This is a genomic window from Kitasatospora hibisci (assembly GCF_043950205.1).
Lineage (GTDB): Bacteria > Actinomycetota > Actinomycetes > Streptomycetales > Streptomycetaceae > Kitasatospora > Kitasatospora hibisci.
In genome coordinates, this window is record NZ_CP171642.1 from 6103522 (window position 1) to 6127125 (window position 23604).

Sequence of the window (23604 nt, forward strand, 5' to 3'; positions counted from 1 at the left end):
GCCGCCGGCGAAGCCCCCGGACCGGTCCGGGGAGGTGGGTGGACTGCGACCTCGGGCGTAGTCCGCCGAACGGGGTAGCCGCCGGCGGGGGTCGGCGTCGGCGCCGCCCGGCGTTCAGCGCCCGCCGACGTCGCCGGCCTCCGCCGGCGCCTGCTCGGGGCCGGAGGTCGACCCGGGGGCGAGCAGGTACCGCGCGCCGGGGCCGGCTTCGCCGGCGCGGTCGCCGGCGTTGTAGAGGGCGCAGCGGTTGAGCGACAGGCAGCCGCAGCCGATGCAGCCGGTGAGCTTGGCCTTCAGTCGCTCCAGTTCGGCGATCTGCTCGTCGATCCGGTTCTGCCAGGACGCCGCGACGCCGTCCCACTCGGTCCCGCTGGGGGCGCGGTGCTCGGGCAGCCGGTCCAGGGCGACCCTGGCCTCGTCGAGTGAGAGGCCGACGCGCTGGGCGGCCCGGACGAAGGCGACCCGGCGCAGCGTGCCGCGGGTGTAGCGGCGCTGGCCGCCGGTGGTGCGGGTGGCGTGGATCAGGCCGAGCTTCTCGTAGTAGCGCAGGGCCGAGGCGGCGAGGCCGCTGCGGTCGGCGAGTTGGCCGATGGTGAGCAGATCGTGGCGGCTGGGGCCGGCCGGCTGCTCGGGGGCGGTGGGCGCGGTCATGGAGGCCACTGTAGCCGCTTGACTTAAAGTCGACTTCAAGTTGCACCATCGACGGCATGACGACGACGATCCCCGGCGGAACCGGCTTCAGCGACCTCCCCGCCCTGATGGGCCTGATGACCGGCGACGAGAAGCACGGCCCCGCCGCCACCTCCACGCTGGACGCCCTCTGGGTGCTCTACGACCGCGTGCTCCGCGTCACCCCGGACACCGCCGAGGACCAGGGCCGGGACCGGTTCCTGCTCTCCAAGGGCCACGGTCCGATGGCGTACTACGCAGTCCTGGCCGCCAAGGGTTTCATCGACCGGGAGGCGCTGACCGGCTTCGGCGCCTACGACTCGCCGCTCGGCCACCACCCCGACCGGACGCTCGTCCGCGGGGTGGAGATCGGCTCCGGCTCGCTGGGGCACGGGCTGCCGCTGGCGGTCGGCACCGCGCTCGGGCTGCGGGCCCAGGGACTGAGCGAGCCGGCGGTCTGGGTGCTGCTCGGGGACGCGGAGTTCGACGAGGGCTCCAACCACGAGGCGGTCGCCTTCGCCGGAGCCGCCGGCCTGGAGCGGCTGCACGTCGTCGTCATCGACAACTCCTCGGCCACGCACGGCTGGCGGGGCGGGATCGCGGCGCGCTTCGCCGCCGAGGGCTGGTCGACCGCCACGGTGGACGGCCGCGACCACGAGGCGCTCCACGCGGCGTTCACCGTCGCCCACCCGGGCCGCCCGCACGCCGTGGTGGCCCGGGTCGAGCCCAAGAACGCCTGAGCACCGGCCGTCCGCCCCCCGCTGCCCGCATCAGGGCCGGCACCGACCACCGAACGCCACTGAAAGGCAACGGACTTCACCGATGGACACCATGCGCGAGCGCTTCCTCGACGTCACCACCCGCCTGCTCGACGACGACCCCCGGCTGGCCGTGGTGCTCGCCGACATCAGTGCGGCCGGCTTCACCACCGCCGCCGCGCGGCACCCCGACCGGGTGGTCAACGTCGGCATCCGCGAGCAACTGCTGATCGGCGCGGCCGGCGGCCTGGCGCTCAGCGGGATGCGCCCGCTCGCCCACACCTTCGCCAGCTTCCTGGTCGAACGGCCCTTCGAGCAGATCAAGCTGGACCTGGTCCACCAGGGCGTCGGCGCCGTCCTGGTGAGCGCAGCCGGCTCCTACGACTGGCCGGCCGGCGGCCGGACCCACATGGCGCCGGGCGACGTCGCCTTGCTGGACACCCTGCCGGACTGGACGGTCCACGTGCCCGGCCACCCGGACGAGGCGGAGCTGCTGCTGCGCCACGCCGTGGCCGACGGCGACCGCAACGTCTACGTGCGGCTCTCCGCGCACCAGAACACCGCCGCCGTGCCGGTCGAAGCCGGGCGGTTCACCATCGTGCGCGAGGGCGTCGGGGGTGTGGTGCTCGCCGTCGGCCCGATGCTGGACGCCGTGCTGGCGGCCACCGAGGGGCTGAACGTGACCGTACTGTACGCGGCCACCGTGCGGCCGTTCGACCGGGCCGGCCTGCGCGCGGCCGTCGGCGGCCGGGCGGACGTGGTGCTGGTCGAGCCCTACCTGGCCGGGACGTCCGCCAACGAGGCGCACGCCGCGCTGAACGACCGGCCGCACCGGGTGCTCGCCCTCGGCGTGCCGCGCGAGGAGCACCGGCACTACGGCTCGATCCCCGAGCACCTGGCCGCCTACGGGCTGGACGCCGTCTCGCTGCGGGAGCGGATCGGCACCTTCTTCTGGTGAGGCCCGGGAGCCCGGCGCGGCCCGGGAGCCCGGTGCGGCCCGGGAGCCCGGTGAGGGACCGCCCCGGCGGGGGACGGAACCCGGCGAGGCGCGGGCGCCGGCGCCGCGCGCCTCACACCGTGACGACCGCCACCGACTCCGCCGCCAGCCGCACCGACGAGCCGTCGAGCGCGCACTCCCCGAACGAGGCCGCCACCTCCCGGCCCGGCGCCCCCAGCGGGAGCGCCGCCGGCCCGTCGCCCAGGTTGACCGCCACCCGGTACGGCCCCCGGTGCACCACCAGCCACCGCGCCGCCTCGTCGAACTCCACCCGGACGGCCGCCAGGTCGGGATCGGCCAGCGCCGCCCGCTCGCGCCGCAGCCGGATCAACCTCCGGTACCAGTCGAGCAGTGCGGAGTGCGGGGCGCGCCACGGCTCGGTCCAGTCGAGGACCGAGCGCAGCACGGTGGCCGGCTCCTGCGGGTCCGGCACGGTCTCCGCCTGCCAGCCGTGCTCCGCGAACTCCCGCCGCCGGCCCCGGCGGACGGCCTCGGCGAGGGCCGGGTCGGTGTGGTCGGTGAAGTACTGCCAGGGAGTGGCCGCGCCCCACTCCTCGCCCATGAAGAGCATCGGGGTGAACGGAGAGGTGAGCACCAGGGCCGCGCCGCAGGCGAGTTGTCCGGCCGACAGCACGGCGGAGATCCGGTCCCCGAGCGCCCGGTTGCCGACCTGGTCGTGGGTCTGCAGGTAGCCCAGCAGCCGGTGGCCGCTGCCCGGCGGGAAGGGCCGCCCGTGGCGGCGGCCGCGGAAGGAGGACCAGGTGTCGTCGTGGAAGAAGCCGCGGGTGAGCGTCTTGGCCACGGCGGCCAGCGGGGCGCGCGCGAAGTCGCCGTAGTAGCCCTGGGATTCGCCGGTCAGCGCGGCGTGCAGGGCGTGGTGGAAGTCGTCGCTCCACTGCGCGGTGATCCCCTGGCCGCCGGCCCCGCGCGGGGCGGTGGTGCGGGGCGTGTTGAGGTCGGACTCGGCGATCAGGAACAGTGGCCGGTTGGTGGCCACGGCCAACCGCTCGACCTCGGTCGAGAGTTCCTCCAGGAAGTGGACGGCGCGGTCGTCGGCGAGGGCGTGCACGGCGTCGAGGCGCAGGCCGTCGATCCGGTAGTCGCGCAGCCAGGAGAGCGCGCTGCCGAGCAGGTAGGCGCGCACCTCGTCGGAGCCGGGGGCGTCCAGGTTGACCGCCGAGCCCCACGGGGTGTGGTACCGGTCGGTGAAGTACGGCCCGTACGCGGGGAGGTAGTTGCCGGAGGGGCCGAGGTGGTTGTGCACCACGTCCAGGACGACGCCGAGGCCCTTGCGGTGCGCGGCGTCGACGAAGCGCTTCAGGCCGTCGGGCCCGCCGTACGGCTCGTGCACGGCCCAGAGCGAGACCCCGTCGTACCCCCAGCCGTGCTTGCCGGGGAACGGGCAGACCGGCATCAGCTCGACCAGGTCCACCCCCAACTCGACCAGGTGGTCGAGGTGTTCGGTGGCGGCGTCGAAGGTGCCGGCGGCGGTGAAGGTGCCGATGTGCAGCTCGTAGAGGACGGCCCCGGGCAGCGGCCGGCCGCGCCAGCCGGTGCGGGACCAGCGGAACGCGGCGTGGTCCACCGGGCGGCTGGGACCGTCCGGCCCGTGCGGCTGGCGGGGCGAGCGCGGGTCGGGCAGCGGCGGGCCGCCGTCCAGCCGGAACGCGTAGTCCCCGGCCGGGGCCTCGCCCCGCCACCAGCCGGCCCGTGCGGTGTCCCGGGCCAGCGGGTGCCGGTTGCCGTCGACCTCCACCTCGACCTGCTCGGCGGCCGCCGGGGCCCACACCTCGTAGTGGCGCGGTGCGCCGGCCGGGGGCCGTGCCTGCCGCGGCCCGGCCGCGCGTTCCTCGTGGCCCGTCATGCCCCGCCCCTCCTGGTCAGCAGTGCCACCGGGTGCACCGCCAGCAGCTCGGCCACCGGCACCTCGCCGGCGGCGAAGCGCCGCCGGGTCAGCGTGTCCGTCCACATGCTGCCGGCCGGCAGCGTCAGGGCGGTGTCCCGCCAGCCGCCGGCCCGCTCCAGGCCGTACGGGAGCCGGGTGACCGCGGTGACCACGTCCTGGCCGCGGGCGAAGGCGAGCAGGTGGCCGGCGGCCGGGCCGGCGGCGGTGAGCGGGCGGTAGGCGCCCAGCGGCCGGGACCGGCGCAGGTGCAGCGCGGTGGTGGTGAGGTGCAGCTTCTCGCGGGCCGGGTCGTCCGGCCGGGGCGTCGCCGAGTCGGTCAGCCGGACGGCGAGCGCGCCGAGGTCCACCACGCCCCGGTTGTCCGGGTCGACCAGGGTGTGCAGCGGCTCCTCGCTGCCCTGGTAGAGGTCCGGCACCCCCGGCACGGTGAGGTGCAGCAGGGCGGCGGCCAGCGTGTTGGCACGGGCGTGCGGGGCGATCGCCCGGACGTACCCCTCGATCCGGGGCAGCAGGCCCGGGTTCCCGTAGACAGCGCGGGCCCGCTCGGCGAGCGCCTGCTCGTAGCGGTCGTCGGGGGTCGTCCACGAGGTGCGCAGCTTGGCCTCGCGGGCGGCCTTGAGCAGGGCCCGGACCAGCCGGTCCGGGGTGATCGGCCAGGCCGCGACCATGGTCTGCCAGAGCAGCCAGTCGCCCTCCCGGTCGCCGCCGGGGCCGGCGGCGGTGGACCAGGCGGTGGCCTCGGCGGCCCAGGGGTCCGGCTGTTCGGCGAGCACGGCCAGCCGGGCCCGGGCGTCGGCGCTGCGCTTGGTGTCGTGGGTGGAGAGCACGGTCATGGTGGCTGGCCAGTGCCGCTCGACGTAGTGGCACCAGGCGTGGAAGTCCTCCGGGGGCAGGCCCGGGCGGGCGGGGTCGCCGCCGACCTCGTTCAGGCCGATGAGGGCGTTCCACCGGTAGAAGGCGGTGTCCTCGACGCCCTTGGCGGCGACGGCGGCGGCGGTCTGGGCGAACCGCACGCAGAACTCGTCCTTCTCCGCGCCGCGCCCGAGCCGGCCGAGGGCGAGTCCGGCCACCAGCCGGTCGGTGGGGTCGCCGGAGCCGTCCAGGGCCGCCCGGAGCTGCTCCTGCGAGGCCGCTGGCGCCGGCTCGCCCGGCCGGACGTAGGGGCGGTACGCCGGGTACCCGGTGAGCACCCGCTGCAGGGCCGCGCGCAGCTGCCAGGGCGCGTGGTCGGCGTGCGCGGGGTCGGCGGCGCCGATCCGCACCGCGAGCCGGACCAGCCGGTCCACCTCGGCGGCCAGCTCGCCGAGCGGCGCGGTCATGTCGGCCCGCCCGCGCCGGGCCGCGGCCACGGCCGGGTGCGGGTCGGCGCAGGGCTCGCCGGCGGCCGCGCCGGAGACGAAGCGTTCGTAGTGGCCGGCCAGCCGGCAGGCGCCCGAGTGATCGGTGAGGACGCCGTCGATCCGGTGCAGCGCGTCGTACCCGGTGGTCCCGGCGCAGGGCCAGTCGGTGGGCAGCCGCTCGTCGCCGGTGAGGATCTTCTCGACCACGGTGTAGGCGCCGCCGGTGGCGTCGGCGAGCCGGGTGAGGTAGCCGCGGGGGTCGGCGAGGCCGTCGGGGTGGTCGATCCGGAAGCCGTCAAGGACGCCGTCCGCGTGCAGGCGCAGCAGTACGCCGTGCGTGGCCTCGAAGACCTCGGGGAGCTCCACCCGGACGGCGATCAGCTCGTTGACGGTGAAGAACCGCCGGTAGTTCAGCTCGGTGCGGGCCAGCCGCCACCAGGCGAGCCGGTACCACTGGCGGGCGAGCAGCTCGGGCAGCGGGAGGCCGGTGGTGCCGGGCCGCAACGGGAGGACGTGGTCGTGGTAGCGGAGCCGCTCGCCGTCGACGACGAGGTCGCCGAGGACGGCGCCGAGCCGGTCGCCGAGCAGCGGCAGCAGCACCCGCCCGCGGTCGGGGGCGTCGGTCGGGCCGGGCTGGGCCGTCCAGTCGATGTCGAACCAGCGCGCGTAGGGCGAGTCCGGACCGTCCCGCAGGACGTTCCAGAGCGGCCGGTTGAGCTGTTCGGGGACGGGGACGGCCATGTGGTTGGGCACCACGTCGGCGATCAGCCGCAGGCCGCGCCGGTGGGCCGCGTCGGCCAGCTCGCGCAGCGCCGGCTCGCCGCCGAGCTGCTCGCTGATCCGGCCGTGGTCGACGGTGTCGTAGCCGTGGGTGGAGCCGGGGGCGGCCTCCAGCAGCGGGGAGAGGTGCAGGTGCGAGACCCCGAGGGCGGCCAGGTAGGGCACGGCGGCGGTGGCGTCGCGGAGGGTGAAGCCGGGCTGGAGCTGGAGGCGGTAGGTGGCGGAGGGGACAGCGGCCGGGCGGGGCTGCGCGGGCTCGGCGGCGGAGGTCATGTGTCCATGAGTACCCGCGCGAGCCCGCGGCCAAGACCCGTTGCTGATCCGAACAGGTGACCGGGGTGCGGTCACGCGGGCCGCTGCAGCACCATGAGCGAGCGGTCGGCGAGCCAGAGCGTGTCCCCGGCCTTCACCCGGGCGCCGGTCCCCGGGGCGGGCAGCCGGGGCAGGGTGGTGTCGACCACCACCTGCCACTCCTGGCCGTGGTCGGTGGGGGCGGTGAACTCCAGCGGCTCGAAGTGGGCGTTGAACATCAGCAGGAAGGAGTCGTCGACGATCCGCCCGCCGCGCCGGTCCGGCTCGGAGATGGCGTAGCCGTTGAGGAAGACGGTGAGCGACTTGGCGTAGCTGGCGCCCCAGTTGCGCTTGGTCATCTCCTCCCCGCCCGGGGTGAACCAGGCGATGTCGGTGAGGTCCTCGGAGCCACCGGCGGCGGCGGGGCGGCCGGAGACCGGGCGGCCGTGGAAGAAGCGGCGGCGCCGGAACACGGGGTGGTCGCGGCGGAGCCAGATCATCCCCTGGGTGAACTCCAGCAGCCGGGCCTCCGGGCCGTCGCCCTCCGGCCAGTGCACCCAGGTGAGTTCGTTGTCCTGGCAGTAGGCGTTGTTGTTGCCGAGCTGGGTGCGGCCGAGCTCGTCGCCGTGCGAGAGCATCGGCACGCCCTGGGAGAGCATCAGGGTGGCGATCAGGTTCCGCTGCTGGCGGGCGCGCAGCTCCTCGACGGCCGGGTCGGCGCTCGGGCCCTCGGCGCCGCAGTTCCAGGAGCGGTTGAAGGACTCGCCGTCGCGGTTGTCCTCGCCGTTGGCCGCGTTGCGCTTCTCGTTGTAGGAGACCAGGTCGCGCAGGGTGAAGCCGTCGTGGCAGGTGACGAAGTTGATCGAGGCGATCGGCCGGCGGCCGTCGTCCTGGTAGAGGTCGGAGGAGCCGGTGAGCCGGGAGCCGAACTCGGCCAGGGTGGCGTTCTCTCCGCGCCACAGGTCGCGGACGGTGTCCCGGTACATGCCGTTCCACTCCGTCCACAGCGGAGGGAAGTTGCCCACCTGGTAGCCGCCCTCGCCGAGGTCCCAGGGCTCGGCGATCAGCTTGGCCTGGGAGACCACCGGGTCCTGCTGGACCAGGTCGAAGAACGAGGAGAGCCGGTCGACCTCGTGGAACTGCCGGGCCAGGGTGGCCGCGAGGTCGAAGCGGAAGCCGTCGACGTGCATCTCGGTGACCCAGTAGCGCAGCGAGTCCATGATCAGCTGGAGCACGTGCGGGCTGCGCATCAGCAGGCTGTTGCCGGTGCCGGTGGTGTCCTCGTAGAACCGCTGGTCCTGGGCGAGCCGGTAGTACGAGACGTTGTCGAGGCCGCGCAGCGAGAGTGTGGGGCCGAGGTGGTTGCCCTCGGCGGTGTGGTTGTAGACGACGTCCAGGATCACCTCGATGCCGGCCGCGTGCAGCGCCTTGACCATCGACTTGAACTCCTGGACCTGCTGGCCCCGGTCGCCGGTGGAGGAGTAGGACGAGTGCGGGGCGAAGAAGCCGATCGTGTTGTAGCCCCAGTAGTTGGCCAGGCCGAGGTCGCGCAGCCGGTGGTCGCGGACGAACTGGTGCACCGGCATCAGCTCGATCGCGGTGACGCCGAGTTTGGCCAGGTGCTCGATGACCGCGGGGTGGGCCAGGCCGGCGTAGGTGCCGCGGATCTCCTCGGGGATGCCCGGGTGGAGTCTGGTGAGGCCCTTCACGTGCGCCTCGTAGACGACCGTGCGGTGGTAGTCGGTGCGCGGCGGCCGGTCGGTGCCCCAGTCGAAGTAGGGGTTGATCACCACCGAGTGCATGGTGTGCGGGGCGGAGTCGAGGTCGTTGCGGCGCTCGGGGGCGCCGAAGTGGTAGCCGTAGACGGACTCGTCCCAGTCGATGTGGCCGCTCATCGCCTTGGCGTACGGGTCCAGCAGCAGCTTGGCGCTGTTGTGCCGCTGGCCCAGGCCCGGGTTGTAGGGGCCGTGGACCCGGAAGCCGTAGCGCTGCCCGGGCTGGACACCGGGCAGGTAGGCGTGCCGGACGAAGGCGTCCGTCTCGCGCAGTTCGACGGCCGTCTCCGAGCCGTCCTCGGCGAGCAGGCAGAGCTCGATCCGGTCGGCGCTCTCCGAGAACACCGCGAAGTTGGTTCCGGCCCCGTCGTAGGTGGCACCGAGGGGATAGGGCTTCCCAGGCCAGACCTGCATCTGTCCCCAACTTCCTTGTGTAGAAGGAAAACTGACATGTAGTCCGACAATCAGCCCGGACCCCGACGCTCTCTTCCCGGCCGGGCGGCCGGGCATGTGCGGCGGTCGCGCGCCGTGACGCACGGCACAGTCCGCATACTCCCCGACGCTTTCCCCGGTGGCGGGGCCATTCGGCGCGTGTTCGCCCGAACGGGTGTCCGGCAGCGGTCGGGCGCCCGGTCCGGCGGCGGCCGACACCTGCTCCTGCGCCCGGTCCGGCGGCGGTCCGCGGCGGTCTGGCAGGCCCGGCGGGGCCTGCGGGGCGGACGGGACGGCCGGGGCCCGCGGACGTCCCTCGGCCAACCGGCTGCGGGCGGCTCGCGGCGGGCAGTACCCTTGATCGTCAGGCCGCCCCCGCGCTCGTGGCGATCCATCAGAAGACCGAGACCCAAGACCGACAGCAGTAGCTCCAGCAGGAACCAGGTGAGGTGGCGCATGGTGTACCCCGCCGGCGGCCGTGGCGGTGGGCCGGGCGGCCCCGACCGGGGCAGCGGCCGCAGCGAGGCGCCGACCGTCGTCATGCGCCCCGCCCTGACCGGCCGCGCGGTGGTGCCCGCCCAGGGCGGTCCGGTCGAGATACCCGCCCTGGCCTGGTCCGGCACCGAGTGGGAGGACGCCTACCAGCGCGTCCGCCTCTCCGGGCGGGCCTACGTCTGGCTCAACCTGGTGGAGCAGCGGCTGCGCTCGCTCGTCGACGAGGTGCTGTACCCCATCTACGCACCCGCCCACGGCGAGGACTGGGTCACCGCCGCGGCCGGCCCCGCCGGCGAGGAGTGGGCCCACCGGGCCGGCGCCGTCCGCGAGGTCAGCCGCCGCAAGGGCTACCTGCTCGACCCGGCCGACGACGACCCGCTGGTCTTCCTCACCTTGCCCCAGCTGCGCGAGCTGATGGTCCAGCACTGGCCCTGCTTCGAGCCCTACCTGGCCGACCGCCGCGAGATCGAGCTGGCGCTCGACGAACTGGAGGTCGCCCGGCAGGTCGTCTCCCGCAACCGCGTCCTCACCCCGACGGTCCTCGCCCAGACCGAGCGCGCCGCGGCCCGGCTGCTCGCCGTCCTGGACGGCGGCGCCGGCGGCGTGCCCGCCGATGTGGTCGAGTCCCTGGTCGCGGGCCGGTACGCGGACGTCGTCGCGGTGCACCCCGACCGGGTCCGGCTCCAGCGCGACCTTCCCGTGGAGGACCTGCTGGACGGCGCCCGCCGGCTGGACGCGCTCGGCATCGGCCTCGGCATGCTCTGCCAGAACTACACCGGCAAGCGGCTGGTCCGGCTGGCCGGCGACGGGTGCCGGGTCCGGCTGCTCTTCCTCAACCCGGCCAGCAGCGCCGTCCGCCGCCGCGAGCGCGAACTCGGCCTCGGGCGCGGCGAACTGGCCCGCTCGATCGAGATGAACATCATGCACGTCCGCCGGGTCCGGGCCCGGCTGCGGGACCAGGGCGGCTTCGAGATCCGGGTCTTCGACGAGACCCCGCGCTTCACCGCCTACCTGGTCGAGGGCGCCCGCCCGGCCGGCCCTGCCGGCGGCCTCCGCCGCCAGAGCCGCGACCTCGGCGTCGTCCAGCCCTACCTGCGCCGCGCCCGCGGCATGGAGTCGCCCGCGCTCGTCCTGCGCGGCGGCGCCGGCCAGGAGCCGGGCGGCACCGACGCCGGGCTGCTGGAGGTCTACCGGGAGGAGTTCGAAGGGGTCTGGGGGGACTCCCGGCCGGTGTCCTGACGCCCCCGGCCGGCCCGGCCGTGGCCCACCGGGGTCGGCCCCGGCCCGCCCCAGCGGCGGCATTGTCGGTGGGCCGGGCGATGATAGGGGCTGTTTCGACCAGCAGGACGGAAGGACACACCCCCATGAGCTGGTGGCAGCAGCCACTGGTCGGCTTCGACCTGGAGACCACGGGCACCGACCCGGCCGTGGACCGCATCGTCACGGCCGCCCTCGTGGACACCCTCGGAGCCCGCCGGCTGAGTGCCACCGGATGGCTGCTCGACCCGGGCGTCCCGATCCCCGCCGAGGCCGCGGCGATCCACGGCATCGGCGACGACACCGCCCGCAGCAAGGGCCGCCCGGCCAAGGAGGCGGTGGACGAGATAGCCGCCGCGCTCTGCGAGCGGCTGGCCGCCGGCCGCCCGGTGGTCGCCTTCAACGCCCCCTTCGACCTCTCGCTGCTCGACGCCGAGCTGCACCGCCACGGGCTCGCCCCGCTCGCCGAGCGGCTCGGCGGGCCGGTCGCGCCGGTGCTCGACGCCTTGGTCATCGACCGGGCCGTCGACAAGTACCGCAAGGGCTCGCGCACCCTGCAACGGGTCTGCGAGGTCTACGGCGTCGAACTGACCGACGCCCACGAGGCCGGCAGTGACGCCCTCGCCGCCGTCCGGGTCGCCGTCGCGCTCGCCGAGCGCTATCCGGACCGGGTCGGCGCCGTCCCGCTCGCCGAACTGCACGCCCGGCAGATCGACTGGTACCGGGACTGGGCCCAGGGCCTGGAGTCCTGGCTGCGCCGCGGCAAGGATCCGCAGGCCGTCGTCGACCCGCGCTGGCCGCTGCGCTGACCGACCGCGCGGGCGGGCGCCCGGCGGTGCTCCGGCGGTGCTCCGCCGCCGGGGCGAGGAAGCGGCGGGGGAGGGGCGAGGGGACCGGCGGCGCCGGGCGGATCACCCGGCCGGGAAGTCGAACCGGTACCCCTGGGCGACCAGCCAGGGGAGCAGTTGCTTCAGCGCGGCGACGGTCTGGCTGCGGTCTCCGCCGCCGTCGTGCAGCAGGACCACGCCGCCGGGGCGGAGCTGGCTCTGCACCGAGGCGACGATCGACGCCGCGCCCGGGCGGGACCAGTCACGCGGGTCCACCGACCAGCCGAGCGGGCGCAGGCCGAGACCGGCGGCGATCCGCTGGTTGTCGGCGGTGAACCCGCCGCCGGGGGCGCGGAACCAGGAGACCCGGGTGCCCGGCCCGCCGGCCCGGACGATCTGCTCCTCGGCGTGGGCGATCTCGTAGCCGGCCCGGTCGTGCGAGAGCGCGGCGAACGGCTGCGGGTGGTCCACGCTGTGGTCGCAGAGCCGGTGCCCCGCCGCGATGATCCGCCTGACCAGGGCGGGGTTGGCGGCGGCCTGCTGGCCGATCTGGCAGAAGGTCGCCCTGGCGCCGTACTGGGCGAGCAGGTCCAGCACCTGGCCGGTGGCCGGGCCGGGGCCGTCGTCGAAGGTGAGCGCGACCGTGCGGCCGCCGGACGCGGTGGAGCGGACCACCGAGGTGGCGCCGCCGTTCGCGGGCGGTGGTGACGGGGCCGGGGTCGCCGTGGGCGGCCGGGTGGCCGGCCCCGTGGTCGGGGTCGGTGAGTGGGCCGGCGGCTTGGCGGCGCTCGGGGCCGGCGGCTTGGGCGTGGTGGGCTTCGGCGCAGCCGCGGCCGAAGTGGTGGGTGCGGTGGGTGCGGTGGGTGCGGTGGGCGGGGCCGGTGTGCCCGGCCCGGAGCCGGCCGGGTCCGGGGACGAAGGCCTGCCGGTGGGTGCGGCGGACGGACCGGTGGGCGTCGGACCGGTGGGTGTCGGACCGGTGGGCCTCGACACGGCGGTGACGCGGGGCTGCGGCTGCAGCGCCCCGTTGGCGGTGCCGCAGGCAGCCAGGCCGAGGGCGGCGGCCACGACGGCGCAGCTCGCGGTCAGGGTGCGCCGACGGCGCCGGGCGGGCGGTGAGGTGCGGGGGGAGGTGGCGTGCGACGGCATGGCGGCGGCTCCCGGATGCGGCGGTGGGTCCGATCCCTCGGTCAGGCCCGGTTTCAGGCTGACTGTCAGACAGGACGCCGATCGGATCACGCCCGGTTGCGGTCCACAAGGGCGTGGCTCACCGCGCGGCCCCGTCGTTCCCGCCGGCACCCCGGGTCCCTGGTCCGCGGTCCCCGCCCGGGGTCAGAAGGGGTACCAGCGCACGTCCGTCGCGCCCGCGCGCAGCGACTCCACCCGGCGGCGGAACTCGGCCAGCGCGGCCGGGTTGCCCGGCGCCTGCTGCGCCACCCAGGAGGCGCTCGCCGTCTCACGGGCGCCCCGCAGCACCGCGAAGCCGGGCCACTCGCGGACGTCCCAGCCGTAGCTTTCGGTGAACGCCCGGTACTCCTCGGCCGGGACGCCGTACCGGTCGTGGCTGAGCGCGAGCACCACCAGGTCGTGCTCGCGCAGGTCGTGCGCCGCGTTCTCCACGTCCAGCAGGACGGGCCCCTCCGGGCCGACGTGGACGTTGCGCGGCAGCGCGTCGCCGTGGATCACCCCGGCCGGCAGCTGCGGGACGAGGTCGGGCAGCGCGGCGGCGAAGGCGTCCCGGCGGTGGCGCAGGAAGGCGGCGTCGGCAGGGTCGACGTGGCCCTCGGCGGAGGCCAGCCAGCGCTCGACCGGGGCGAGCAGGTCGCGCCGCTCCAGCGGGAAGGGCGGCAGCGGCAACCGGTGCAGGGCGCGCAGCAGCGGCGCGAGGTCGGCGGGCCGGGCGGGCCGGACGGCCGGCGCCAGCCGGTGCCAGAAGGTGACGGGGTGTCCGTGGGCGAGCTGCGGCTCGGACGCGACGGCTTCGTACGGGCGGACCGCCGGGATGCCCCGGCCGGCCAGCCAGTGGGCGACGGTGAGTTCGTGGTGGGCCCGGTCGTACAGCTCCGGGCCGCGGCCGACCTTGGCCACCACGGCCGGGTCGCCGAGGTCGAAGACGGCGTTCTCGCCGAGGGCGAGCAGCCTGGCGTCACCGGGGCCGGGCAGGCCGGCGGACTCGCAGGCGTGGGCGAGCAGCAGCCGGGCCCGGCCCTCGTCGAAGGGGAGCATGGGGGAGTCCGTTCGTGGTGGCGGCCGGGGCGTCGACCGGGGGTGTCGACCGGTGATCATTGTGGCAAACGCGGTCCGGGACCCGCGTGAAGCGGGCCCCGCCGGGTGTGCGGGACGGACTGCCGTAGCGTCATATACCGTGCCGTTGATACCCGGTGACACCCGGTGGCGCCGGACGGCGGTGCAGGGCCGTGGCGGCGCCGACCGGCGGGGAGGGCCTGCCGTGGGAGAGGTCGGGCGGCCGGTGCAGCCGGGCCGGCAGGCGGCGGTCGCGCTCGCCGGGCAGGGGCGTCGCCGAGGGCGGCGGCACCGCGCGGACGACGGTCGCGTCGATCGGCACGGCCGCCGCCGGGCCGCAGCCCATCCGGTCCATCGCCTGTGCGGAGAGGGGGCCGACGACCGCGAACACCGCCCCACCCGGCGCCTGCCCAGGGGCGCGGGGTGGGGTTTCCCCTACCCGGCGACCCTGACTTTCTCCTCCGCCGGTCCGGGGCCTGACTCCACCCTGAGGGGGAGATGTCTCCACCCACAGCACGAGGTGAGAAGGCTGGTCGGCGGGCGAAGATGATGCGGGGCCGCCGCTCGGCGTCCCCGGGGGGATTCGGCCTGCGGGGTTAATGACTTGCCGGGCGGCTAGCAAGTTCTCGTAGGATGATGCCCCAACAACACTTACCTGCCGACCGGCTAGGGGCGGGGGCGCCGTCGCCGTGCCGTCATGCCGGTCCATCCGTCGCCCGACCCCGTCCCCCGAGGGCTGCGGTGAACCATGCCCAGGAGGCATCACGAGCATGTTCCACCGACTAGGACACTTCGTCGTCCGTCGCGCCTGGTGGGTGATCGCCGCGTGGGTGGTCGCGATGATCGCGATCGCCGCGAGCGCGCCGAAGATCACCGCGCAGACCGACGAGGCCGCCTTCCTCCCGAAGCACTACGAGTCGATCCAGGCTGCGCAGGTGCAGGAGAAGGCCTTCCCTGCCAGCTTCACACCCTCGGCGCTCGCTCTGTTCGAGCGCAACGACGGCGCCCCGATGGGCGACGCGGACAAGGCCGCGATGGCCAAGATCGTCCAGGGCCTCACCGACAAGAGCATCGAGCACGTCGAGAAGATCGTCCCGGTCAGCGAGCAGTCGACCTCCAAGGACGGCAAGTACGCGCTGGCGCCGATCGCCATCGACAAGACGACCCAGCAGTCCGAGGCCTTCGGCGAGACCGCCAAGAAGCTGCGCGAGGAGGGCAAGGCGCTCACCTCGGGCACCGACCTGAAGTTCCAGCTCGGTGGCGCCGCCGCCCAGCAGCTGGACCAGAAGGAGGCCTCCGGTGCGGCCGACGCGATCATCGCGCTGAGCAGCGTGGTCCTGGTCGCGATCATCGTCGGCATCATCTTCCGGAGCATCCTCGCCGGCATCCTGCCGGTCCTGCTCTCGCTGGCCGTCGCCATGCCGACGTCCAACGGCCTGATCGCCTACGCCACCAAGGCCTTCGACCTGGAGAGCACGCCGATCCTGTCGGCCATCCTGATCGTCGTCGTGCTCGGTGTCGGGACGGACTACTTCCTCTTCCTGGCGTTCCGCTACCGCGAGCGGCTGCGGGCCGGTGACGACCGCAAGGAGGCCGTGGCCAACGCGGTCGGCCGGGTCGGCGAGGCGATCGCCTCGGCCGCCGGTGCGGTCACCGTCGCCTTCGCGGCGCTGATCCTCTCCAGCCTCGGCATGTTCAAGGCCCTCGGCCCGGCGCTGGCCATCGCGGTCGTCGTCACCGCGTTCGCCTCGGTCACCCTGGCCCCGGCCGTCCTCGCGGTCATCCCGGCGCGCGGCGTCTTCTGGCCCGGCAAGAAGTGGATGACGGAGCCGGGCAACGCCCGCTTCGCCGCGCTGGGCCGCATGGTCCAGAAGCGCCCCGCCATGGTCGCCATCGCCTCCGGCGGCGTGCTGGTGGCCCTGACCGCCGGCGCCGTTAACTACAACGGCACCTTCGACCTCGCGGGCAGCTCCATGCCCAAGGAGAAGGAGTCGATGGTCGTCCAGGACAAGCTGGTCAACGGCTTCTCCGCGGGCGCCGCCGACCCGACGCACATCTACCTCTCCACCTCCGGTGGGGGCAAGCTCGACGAGAGCAAGTTCGACGGCTACGTCGCCAAGCTCGGCGCCGTCCCCGGAGTGGCCAGCGCGGCGCCGAAGCCGCAGGTCAGCCAGGACGGCTCGACCGCGGACTTCACCGTCCTGCTCAAGAACGAGCCGTCCAGCAACGACGCGATCGACACCGTCACCGAGCTGCGCGAGGTCGCCCACGCACAGGCTCCGGCCGGCACCGAGGCCAAGGTCGGCGGCATCACCGCGATCTACAAGGACATCAACCTGGCGATGAGCCACGACTACAAGCTGGTGTTCCCGGTCGCAGGCCTGCTGATCCTGCTCATCCTGGGCCTCCAGCTGCGCAGCGTGGTCGCCCCGTGGTACCTCATGGCCTCGGTCGGCCTCGGCTTCACCGCCACCCTCGGCTCCTCGACCCTGCTGTTCCAGAACATCAAGGGCGAGCACGGCATGATGTTCATGCTGCCGATCCTCATCTACCTCTTCGTGGTGGCGATCGGCACCGACTACAACATCCTGATCATCGCCCGTCTGCGCGAGGAGGCCCGCGAGGGCCGCAACCCGCGCGAGGCGGCCCGCGAGGCCGTGCGCCACGGCGGTCCGACCGTCGCGGCGGCCGGCTTCATCCTGGCGGTGTCGTTCGCGACCTTCATGCTCGCGGGCAACATCTTCATGCTGGAGTTCGGCTTCGCCATGGCCTTCGGCATCTTCCTGGCGGCCTTCGTGATGGCGATGTTCTTCACCCCGGCGCTCACCGCGCTGGTCGGCCGTGCCGCCTGGTGGCCCGGCCACGGCGACACCGGCGGCCACGACAGCGGCCCGGCGCCGCTGGCCGGCTCGCACGGCGTCCCGGAGCCGGCCGGACGGCGCTGACCGTCCCCGTGCGCCGCAGGCAGGCAGGCGGCGTTCGCTTCGGCGGACGCCGCCTGCCCCGTTCCTGGATCCTGCAAACGTGACGTGCTCGGTGGAAATCCCCCGGTCAACCGGGGTGGTGGCGTGCTACAGTCGAAGCAGTTGCAGTTTTGGTTCCCATGAACGTTTGTGTGCGCCTGCTGGTTCCAACCAACAGGCGCATTTGTTTTGTCCGGTGTTTCAGTCTCCGGATGGGGATCGCGGCTACTTGGGGTCCACGAGGTGTGGGCCCTGATGCCCCAGTTTTTGAGGAGACGGTTATGGCTACCGGCACCGTGAAGTGGTTCAACAGCGAAAAGGGCTTCGGCTTCATCGAGCAGGACGGTGGCGGCGCCGACGTGTTCGCCCACTACTCGAACATCCAGGCTCAGGGCTTCCGTGAGCTGGTCGAGGGCCAGAAGGTCGAGTTCGACGTCACCCAGGGCCAGAAGGGCCCGCAGGCCGAGAACATCACCATCATCGGCTGACGTCAGCCTCCCAGCTGACTCGCGCGGCGAGGGCCCGCACCGCACGGTGCGGGCCCTCGCCCATGCCGCCGAACGGCCGGGGCGGCGCACTCCACTCCGACGGCCGACCAGCCCGCACCGGGCTGTGCCCACCACCGGACGGAGACTCCGTGACCACCCCTGCCCGCCCGTCGCGCGACGGCGACCGCACCCGCAAGCCCCGTAGCCGCGGCGGCGCCGCCCGCACCGCCGGGGGCGCCCGTACCGACGGCCCCCGCACCCCCCGGCGCAGCACCCCGCGTGCCGCCTCCCAGGCGCCCGCCGACTTCACCGTCGTCGAGGGCACCCCGGCCCGCCCGCCGGCCGCGAGCTTCGCCGAGCTCGACCTCCCCAAGGGCATCCTCGGAGCGCTGACCCGTGAGGGCGTCACCGAGCCGTTCCCGATCCAGGCCGCCACGCTGCCGGACTCCATCGCGGGCCGTGACGTTCTCGGCCGCGGCCGCACGGGCTCCGGCAAGACCCTCGCCTTCGGCCTGCCGCTGCTCGCCCGCACCGCGGGCCGGCGTGCCGACGCCCGGCACCCGCTGGCGCTCGTCCTCACCCCGACCCGCGAGCTGGCCCAGCAGGTCACCGAGGCGCTCACCCCGTACGCGACCGCCGTCAACCTGCGGATCGCCACCGTCGTCGGCGGCATGTCCATCACCCGGCAGGCCAACGCGGTGCGCCGCGGCGCCGAGGTGCTGGTGGCCACCCCGGGCCGACTGGACGACCTGATCAACCGCGGCGACGTGCGGCTCTCCGACGTGGCGATCACCGTCCTGGACGAGGCCGACCAGATGGCCGACATGGGCTTCCTGCCGCAGGTCACCAAGCTGCTGGAGCAGGTCGCCGAGGGCGGGCAGCGGATGCTCTTCTCCGCCACCCTGGACCGCAACGTCGACCGCCTGGTCAAGCGCTTCCTGACCGACCCGGTCACCCACTCGGTGGACCCGTCGGCCGGCGCGGTGACCACGATGGACCACCACCTGCTCCAGCTGGAGCCCGCCGACAAGGCGTCCGCCACCGCGCACATCGCCTCCCGCGAAGGCCGGCTGATCATGTTCGTGCACACCAAGCACGGCGCCGACCGTCTCGCCAAACAGCTGCTCGCCAACGGCGTGAAGGCCGCCGCCCTGCACGGCGGCAAGTCCCAGCCGCAGCGCAACCGGGTGCTCGACCAGTTCCGCGACGGCCACGTCACCGCGCTGATCGCCACCAACGTCGCCGCCCGCGGCATCCACATCGACGGCCTCGACCTGGTCGTCAACGTCGACCCGCCGATCGACCACAAGGACTACCTCCACCGCGGCGGCCGCACCGCCCGGGCGGGGGAGTCCGGCACCGTCGTCACCCTGGTCCTGCCCGAGCAGCGGCGTGAGGTCAACCGCCTGATGACGGTGGCCGGCATCCGCCCCACCACCACCAAGATCCGCCCGGGTGACGCCGAGCTCGCCCGGATCACGGGTGCCCGCACCCCGAGCGGCGTGCCCGTCACGCTGGCCGCGCCGGTGCAGGCTTCGGCCGCCGAGGCCAAGCCCGAGGCCAAGGCCGGCGCCCCGCGCCGCCGCCCCGGCAAGCGCTCCGGGCTGCCCGCCGACGTCGACATGAGCGGCAACCCGCGCCGCCCCCGTCCCAAGTCGCGCACCGGCGGTGCCCAGGGCGAGCGGCACCAGGCGGCCGGCTTCATCGGCCGCTCCTCGGGCCGCGCCAAGCCCGGCAGCGGCTCCAAGTCCGGCTCCAACTACGGCACCGGCCGCCAGCGCCGCAAGGCCGACTAGGTCCTGCCCGAGGTCCGACCACGGCCCGGCTCCCCCCGCTGCGGGGAGCCGGGCCGTGTGCATTCCGGCCGGATCGGCTGCCTGTCCGGCCTGCCCGGCTGTGCGCCGCGCCGCGTCCTGCGCCTTCCGTCCGTGGACGCACCGGTGGCGTGATCTCCACCCCGCCCCGTTGACCGTGAACACGCCACACCCGAGACTTTCACGCGGCCTGCACAACTGTCGCACCGTCATCACGGTTCACGGACAGGCGGGTCGACCGGTTCACCGTCTCCGGAAGGACCTTCCCGATGCGTCGCACCGCTGCCCTGTTCTCCGGCGCCGCCCTGCTCGGCGCGGCCGCCGTCTTCGCCGCACCAGCCGCCGACGCCCAGGCCGCCGGGGGGTGTTACGCCTACACCGGCGGCTGGAACGCCTACGGCGCCTGCTCCGGCATCGACCCGCTGCAGACCTGGTACGTCACCGCCACCTGCCAGTACTGGAACGCCGACCACACGGTGCAGTTCTCCCGGCCCGTCAACGGCTTCGTGGTGGCCGGGGACGGCACGTCGGTCGCCTCCTGCGGGATCAACGACACCGTGCTCTTCCCGCGCGTCGTCTACGCCGGCCGGCTGCCCACCCAGCCCGCCGGCCCGGTCGGCCAGATCACCGGCTACGCGGACAAGTGCGTCGACGTGAAGGGCGCCAGCAGCTCCGACCGCACGCCGGTCCAGATCTACGACTGCAACGGCACCAACGCCCAGCAGTGGAAGATCGCCACCGACGGCACGATCCGTGCCCTCAACAAGTGCCTGGACGTCGCCGGCGGCAACACCGCCAACGGGACCAAGGTCCAGCTGTACTCCTGCAACGGGACCGGCGCCCAGCAGTGGCGGGTCCGGGCCGACGGTTCGATCCTCAACCCGCAGTCCGGCCGTTGCCTGGACGACCTGGGCTTCTCCACCGCCAACGGCAACCAGCTCGGCATCTGGGACTGCAACGGCGCCGCCAACCAGGTCTGGCAAGTCCCCTCCTGACCGGCTCGCCCGGTCCCCGGGCCTGCCCAGTCCCGACCGGACCGGCGGACGAGCCGTCCGGGCCACCTCACGTCTTCCCCCAGGAGCCTCCCCATGCGCCGTACCGCCGCCCTGTTCGCCACCGCCCTGCTCGCGGGGGCCGCCGCGCTCACCGCGCCCGCCGCCGGTGCCGCCGAGGCCCCCGCCCCCGCGGCCGCACCGTCCGCGCTGTCCGCCGTGACCGTCCCGGGTCCGGGCGGCGTCGGGAGCTGCTCCCAGTCCGGTCCCTCCGCCACCTGCACCGGCCTCGACCCCATGCAGACCTGGAGCGTCGGGGGCACCTGCGCGACCTGGGACTTCAACACCAACATGTACACCTTCTCGCAGGCGTGGAGCGGCACGGTCAGGGGTGACGGCACCGCCTCCGCGACCTGCTTCGGCATGGGCATGTGGTGGGGCGGCGGCGTCTCCTTCGGACCTGCCGTCCCGGCCGGCCCGGTCGGGCAGGTCACCGGCTTCGCGGGCAAGTGCCTGGACGTGCGCGGCGGCAGCATGGCCAACAAGACGCCCACCCAGATCTGGGACTGCCTCGGCAACGTCAACCAGCGGTGGAAGATCGGCACCGACGGCACGATCCGCGCCGTCGGCGTCTGCCTGGACATCTGGGACGGCCGCACCGGCAACGGCACCCAGGTGCACACCGGCCCCTGCAACGGCAACATCGCCCAGCAGTGGTGGGTCCGGGGCGACGGCGCGATCGTCAACACCAAGTCCGGCCGCTGCCTGGACGTCCGGGCCTTCGACAGCACCAACGGCAACATCGTGCAGATCTGGGACTGCAACGGCACCGCGAACCAGATCTGGCACCTGCCCGTCTGATGCGGATCCGACCGCCCGGACCCGACGGCGCGGCAACGCCCGGTCCCCCTCGCCCGAGCGGAGACCGGGCCCGTGCGGTACCCCGGGACGCCGGACGGCCCGCCGGGATGATCAGGCGGTCAGGGCGGGGGCCGCTGTTACCGCCCGCCGGGCCCGGTCGTAGCGGGCGAGGAGGAGGGTGGCGACCTCGGGGGCGGAACCGAGGACGTCGGCGAGGAGGTCGGCGGAGTCGGCGGCGGCCTCGGCGATGCGGTCGGGGAGGCGGCCCGGGGCGAGCAGGTAGGGGGAGACGGCCACCTCGGCGGCGCCGGCGCGGCGCAGGGCTGCGACGGCGTCCGGGACGCGGGGGCCGGCGGCGGAGGCGTAGGCGACCTCGACGCCGGCCCAGCCGCGGGTGCGGCGCCACTCGGCGGCGGCCGCGCGGGTGGCGGCGTCGGCGGCCGGGTCGGAGGAGCCGGCCGCGGCGAGGACGACCCCGGTGCGGGCCCGGACGGCGGGTGAGCCGAGGTCGAGCCCGGCCTCGGCGAGCCGCCGGTCCAGCGCGGCGAGCAGCAGCGGCGAGGGCCCGAGCACGTCGGCGACCGGGAGGGCCGAACCGCAGGCCCGCAGCGCCGCGGGGATGTCGTGCTTGGCGTGGAAGGCCCGGTTGAGCAGGAGCGGCACGGCGACGGCTGAGGCGTCGGCCTCCGCGAGCCGGGCGGCCACCCGGGGGATCCGCGGTGCGCAGTGGTCGAGGTAGGCGGTGGCCACCTCCAGCCCGGGGCGCAGCGCGCGGACCCGCTCGACCAGGGCGGCGACCGTCGCGGCGTGCCGGGCGTCGCGGCTGCCGTGGGCGATCAGCAGCAGGGCGGGGCTGCCCGCCGCCTCGGGGGTGGCGGGGGCGGCGGTCAGCCGGTGGCCTTCGGACACGGGAGCCGCCTCACTTGACGGCGGCCAGCAGGCCGCGGTTGCGCAGGACCCGGCGCTCGACCGGGGTGAACACCAGCAGCTCGATGGCGATGCCGACGAAGAGGATGAGCAGGATGCCGAGCAGCACCCCCGCCATGTCGGAGAACTCGCGCTGGTTCTCCAGGTAGCGGCCGAGACCGAGGCCCAGGTCGGGGGAGGAGGCGACCAGCTCGGCGGCCATCAGCGAGCGCCAGGAGAAGGCCCAGCCCTGCTTGAGGCCGGCCAGGTAGCCGGGCAGCGCGGCCGGCAGCAGGACGTGCCGGGCGCCGTTCAGGCCGGTGGCGCCGATGGTGCGGCCGGCCCGCAGGAACAGCGGCGGCACCTGGTCGATGCCGGCCACCAGGCCGTTGGCGATGGACGGGACGGCGCCGAGCAGGATCACCGCGTACATCATCGAGTCGTTGATGCCGAGCCAGATGACGGCGGCCGGCACCCAGGCGACCGAGGGCAGTGACTGGAGGCCGGAGAGCACCGGCCCGAGCGCGGCCCGGACCGGCCGGACCCGGGCGACCAGCAGGCCGATCGGGGTGCCGATGGCGAGCGCGACCAGGAAGCCGGACAGGCCGCGCCAGACACTGGTCCAGATGATCGAGAACAGCGTGCCCGCGGTCCAGAGGTCCTCGGCGGCGTGCCAGACGTCGAGCGGGCTGGGCAGCTTGTAGTCGCTGGTCAGGTGCAGGCTGTAGGCGCCCTGCCAGAGGGCGAGCACCAGGACGGCGCCGAGCAGCGGCGGCAGGGCCTTCTGCCGCAGTGCCTCGGCGAGCGAGCGGCGCGGTGCGGAGACGGCGTCCAGCGCGTCCAGGCCGGCGCCGACGTCGGCGGTGTCCGCACCGGCGGCCGCCGACGTCGGCGCGGCGGGGACGGTGTCAGTGCTGGCCATGGCGGCGGATCTCCCCACGCAGTTCTTCGGTGATCTCGATGGACAGGTCGGCGACGCCGGCGGACTCGATCCGGCGCGGCTGCGGCAGGTCGATCCGCCACTCCCTGGCGACCCGGCCGGGGCGGGAGGAGAGCAGCACCACGCGCTGGGCGAGCCGGACGGCCTCCCGCACGTTGTGGGTGACGAACAGGACGGAGAGCCTGCGCTCGGCCCAGATCCGGGTGATCTCGTCGTGCAGGACGTCCCGGGTGATGGCGTCGAGGGCCGCGAAGGGCTCGTCCATCAGCAGCACCGAGCCGCCCTGGGCGAGAGCGCGGGCCATCGCCACGCGCTGGCGCATGCCGCCGGAGAGCTCGTGCACGCGCTTGCCGTAGGAGCCGGCGAGGCGGACCAGTTCGAGCAGGCGCTCGGCCTCGGCCCGGCGCTCCGTGCGCGGGACGCCGGCGAGCTTGAGGGCGAGTTCGATGTTCTTGCCGGCCGTGAGCCAGGGGAACAGTGCGTGCTCCTGGAACATCAGCGCGGGGCGCCCCCCGGGCACCTCGATCGTGCCCGCGGTGGGCCGGTCGAGGCCGGCGACCAGGTTGAGCAGGGTGGACTTGCCGCAGCCCGAGGCTCCGAGCAGCGTGACGAACTCGCCGGGCGCGACGTCCAGGGTGATGTCGTCCAGCACGTGGGTCTGCGCGCCGGCGCGCCCGAAGGACTTGTGCACGTGCGAGATCCGGACGGCGGGCGGGCCGTCCAGGGCCTCGGTGCGCGGGGCGTCTTCCGTGGTGGTCAGTGCCGGGGTCATGGGCACCTCCTGCAGGAGTGGTCAGGGCCCCCTCCGGCCGGTCGGCGGGGCCGGAGGGAGGGTGGCGAAGTCGGGTACCGGGGTCCGGCCCCCGCCC

At 74.6% G+C, this 23604-nt stretch carries 19 protein-coding genes; 9 read left to right on the forward strand and 10 right to left on the reverse strand.

Going from position 1 to position 23604, the window contains the following annotated elements:
* Positions 1-114: 114 nt before the first annotated feature.
* On the reverse strand, positions 115-651 hold the full coding sequence (gene soxR / locus ACF9IK_RS26740; protein WP_395296640.1) for a redox-sensitive transcriptional activator SoxR: 537 nt from the start codon (positions 649-651) through the stop codon (positions 115-117).
* 56 nt (positions 652-707) lie between these two features.
* Between soxR and ACF9IK_RS26745 the strand changes: the two genes are divergently transcribed.
* Together ACF9IK_RS26745 and ACF9IK_RS26750 are read left to right on the forward strand one after the other, a co-directional pair.
* Complete coding sequence (locus ACF9IK_RS26745) at positions 708-1409, forward strand: transketolase (RefSeq protein WP_395296641.1); 702 nt, start codon at positions 708-710, stop codon at positions 1407-1409.
* 82 nt (positions 1410-1491) lie between these two features.
* Positions 1492-2385, forward strand: a complete 894-nt coding sequence (locus ACF9IK_RS26750) for a transketolase family protein (protein WP_395296642.1) — start codon at positions 1492-1494, stop codon at positions 2383-2385.
* 112 nt (positions 2386-2497) lie between these two features.
* On the opposite strand, the gene treZ is transcribed toward ACF9IK_RS26750, so the two are convergent.
* From treZ to glgX, 3 genes are all read right to left on the reverse strand, one after another.
* The gene (gene treZ, locus ACF9IK_RS26755) at positions 2498-4288 is read right to left on the reverse strand and encodes a malto-oligosyltrehalose trehalohydrolase (protein WP_395296643.1); all 1791 of its coding nucleotides are present in this window, start codon (positions 4286-4288) and stop codon (positions 2498-2500) included.
* A complete protein-coding gene (treY, locus tag ACF9IK_RS26760) occupies positions 4285-6723 on the reverse strand; it encodes a malto-oligosyltrehalose synthase (protein ID WP_395296644.1) in 2439 nt (812 codons plus the stop codon). The genes treZ and treY overlap by 4 nt, the downstream gene beginning before the upstream one ends.
* A 71-nt stretch (positions 6724-6794) precedes the next feature.
* The gene (glgX, locus tag ACF9IK_RS26765) at positions 6795-8930 is read right to left on the reverse strand and encodes a glycogen debranching protein GlgX (RefSeq protein ID WP_395296645.1); all 2136 of its coding nucleotides are present in this window, start codon (positions 8928-8930) and stop codon (positions 6795-6797) included.
* Positions 8931-9404: 474 nt separating this feature from the next.
* Here glgX and ACF9IK_RS26770 point away from each other — a divergent pair, with 474 nt between their 5' ends.
* Both ACF9IK_RS26770 and ACF9IK_RS26775 read left to right on the forward strand, forming a co-directional pair.
* Positions 9405-10682, forward strand: coding sequence for an SAV2148 family HEPN domain-containing protein (locus ACF9IK_RS26770; protein ID WP_395296646.1), 1278 nt, complete (start codon positions 9405-9407; stop codon positions 10680-10682).
* 125 nt (positions 10683-10807) lie between these two features.
* Complete coding sequence (locus tag ACF9IK_RS26775) at positions 10808-11509, forward strand: exonuclease domain-containing protein (RefSeq protein ID WP_395296647.1); 702 nt, start codon at positions 10808-10810, stop codon at positions 11507-11509.
* A 102-nt stretch (positions 11510-11611) separates the two neighbouring features.
* Here ACF9IK_RS26775 and ACF9IK_RS26780 read toward each other — a convergent pair whose 3' ends face one another.
* The 3 genes from ACF9IK_RS26780 to ACF9IK_RS26790 form a co-directional block, all read right to left on the reverse strand.
* A complete protein-coding gene (locus tag ACF9IK_RS26780; RefSeq protein ID WP_395296648.1) occupies positions 11612-12676 on the reverse strand; it encodes a polysaccharide deacetylase family protein in 1065 nt (354 codons plus the stop codon).
* Positions 12677-12859: 183 nt separating this feature from the next.
* Positions 12860-13753, reverse strand: a complete 894-nt coding sequence (locus ACF9IK_RS26785) for a phosphotransferase enzyme family protein (RefSeq protein ID WP_395296649.1) — start codon at positions 13751-13753, stop codon at positions 12860-12862.
* Positions 13754-13883: 130 nt separating this feature from the next.
* On the reverse strand, positions 13884-14162 hold the full coding sequence (locus tag ACF9IK_RS26790) for a hypothetical protein (protein WP_395296650.1): 279 nt from the start codon (positions 14160-14162) through the stop codon (positions 13884-13886).
* Positions 14163-14541: 379 nt separating this feature from the next.
* On the opposite strand from ACF9IK_RS26790, the gene ACF9IK_RS26795 reads away from it, so the two are divergent.
* The 5 genes from ACF9IK_RS26795 (at position 14542) to ACF9IK_RS26815 (ending at position 20889) form a co-directional block, all read left to right on the forward strand.
* Positions 14542-16716, forward strand: coding sequence for an MMPL family transporter (locus tag ACF9IK_RS26795; RefSeq protein ID WP_395296651.1), 2175 nt, complete (start codon positions 14542-14544; stop codon positions 16714-16716).
* A 299-nt stretch (positions 16717-17015) separates the two neighbouring features.
* The gene (locus ACF9IK_RS26800; protein WP_238740138.1) at positions 17016-17222 is read left to right on the forward strand and encodes a cold-shock protein; all 207 of its coding nucleotides are present in this window, start codon (positions 17016-17018) and stop codon (positions 17220-17222) included.
* 149 nt (positions 17223-17371) lie between these two features.
* Entirely contained in the window at positions 17372-19018 is a 1647-nt protein-coding gene (locus ACF9IK_RS26805; protein WP_395296652.1) for a DEAD/DEAH box helicase, read from the forward strand.
* Positions 19019-19305: 287 nt separating this feature from the next.
* Positions 19306-20031, forward strand: a complete 726-nt coding sequence (locus ACF9IK_RS26810) for a ricin-type beta-trefoil lectin domain protein (protein ID WP_395296653.1) — start codon at positions 19306-19308, stop codon at positions 20029-20031.
* 93 nt (positions 20032-20124) lie between these two features.
* Entirely contained in the window at positions 20125-20889 is a 765-nt protein-coding gene (locus tag ACF9IK_RS26815; RefSeq protein ID WP_395296654.1) for a ricin-type beta-trefoil lectin domain protein, read from the forward strand.
* A gap of 111 nt (positions 20890-21000) precedes the next feature.
* Here the strand turns inward: ACF9IK_RS26815 and ACF9IK_RS26820 are convergent, their stop codons facing one another.
* From ACF9IK_RS26820 to ACF9IK_RS26830, 3 genes are read right to left on the reverse strand one after another with little or no spacing between them, the layout of a single operon-like run.
* Positions 21001-21798: a sirohydrochlorin chelatase gene (locus ACF9IK_RS26820; protein WP_395296655.1), complete on the reverse strand. Its 798-nt coding sequence runs from the start codon at positions 21796-21798 to the stop codon at positions 21001-21003.
* Between the two features lie 10 nt (positions 21799-21808).
* A complete protein-coding gene (locus ACF9IK_RS26825; protein ID WP_395296656.1) occupies positions 21809-22717 on the reverse strand; it encodes an ABC transporter permease in 909 nt (302 codons plus the stop codon).
* Positions 22704-23507, reverse strand: coding sequence for an ABC transporter ATP-binding protein (locus ACF9IK_RS26830; RefSeq protein ID WP_395296657.1), 804 nt, complete (start codon positions 23505-23507; stop codon positions 22704-22706). The genes ACF9IK_RS26825 and ACF9IK_RS26830 overlap by 14 nt, the downstream gene beginning before the upstream one ends.
* Between the last annotated feature and the right edge of the window lie 97 nt (positions 23508-23604).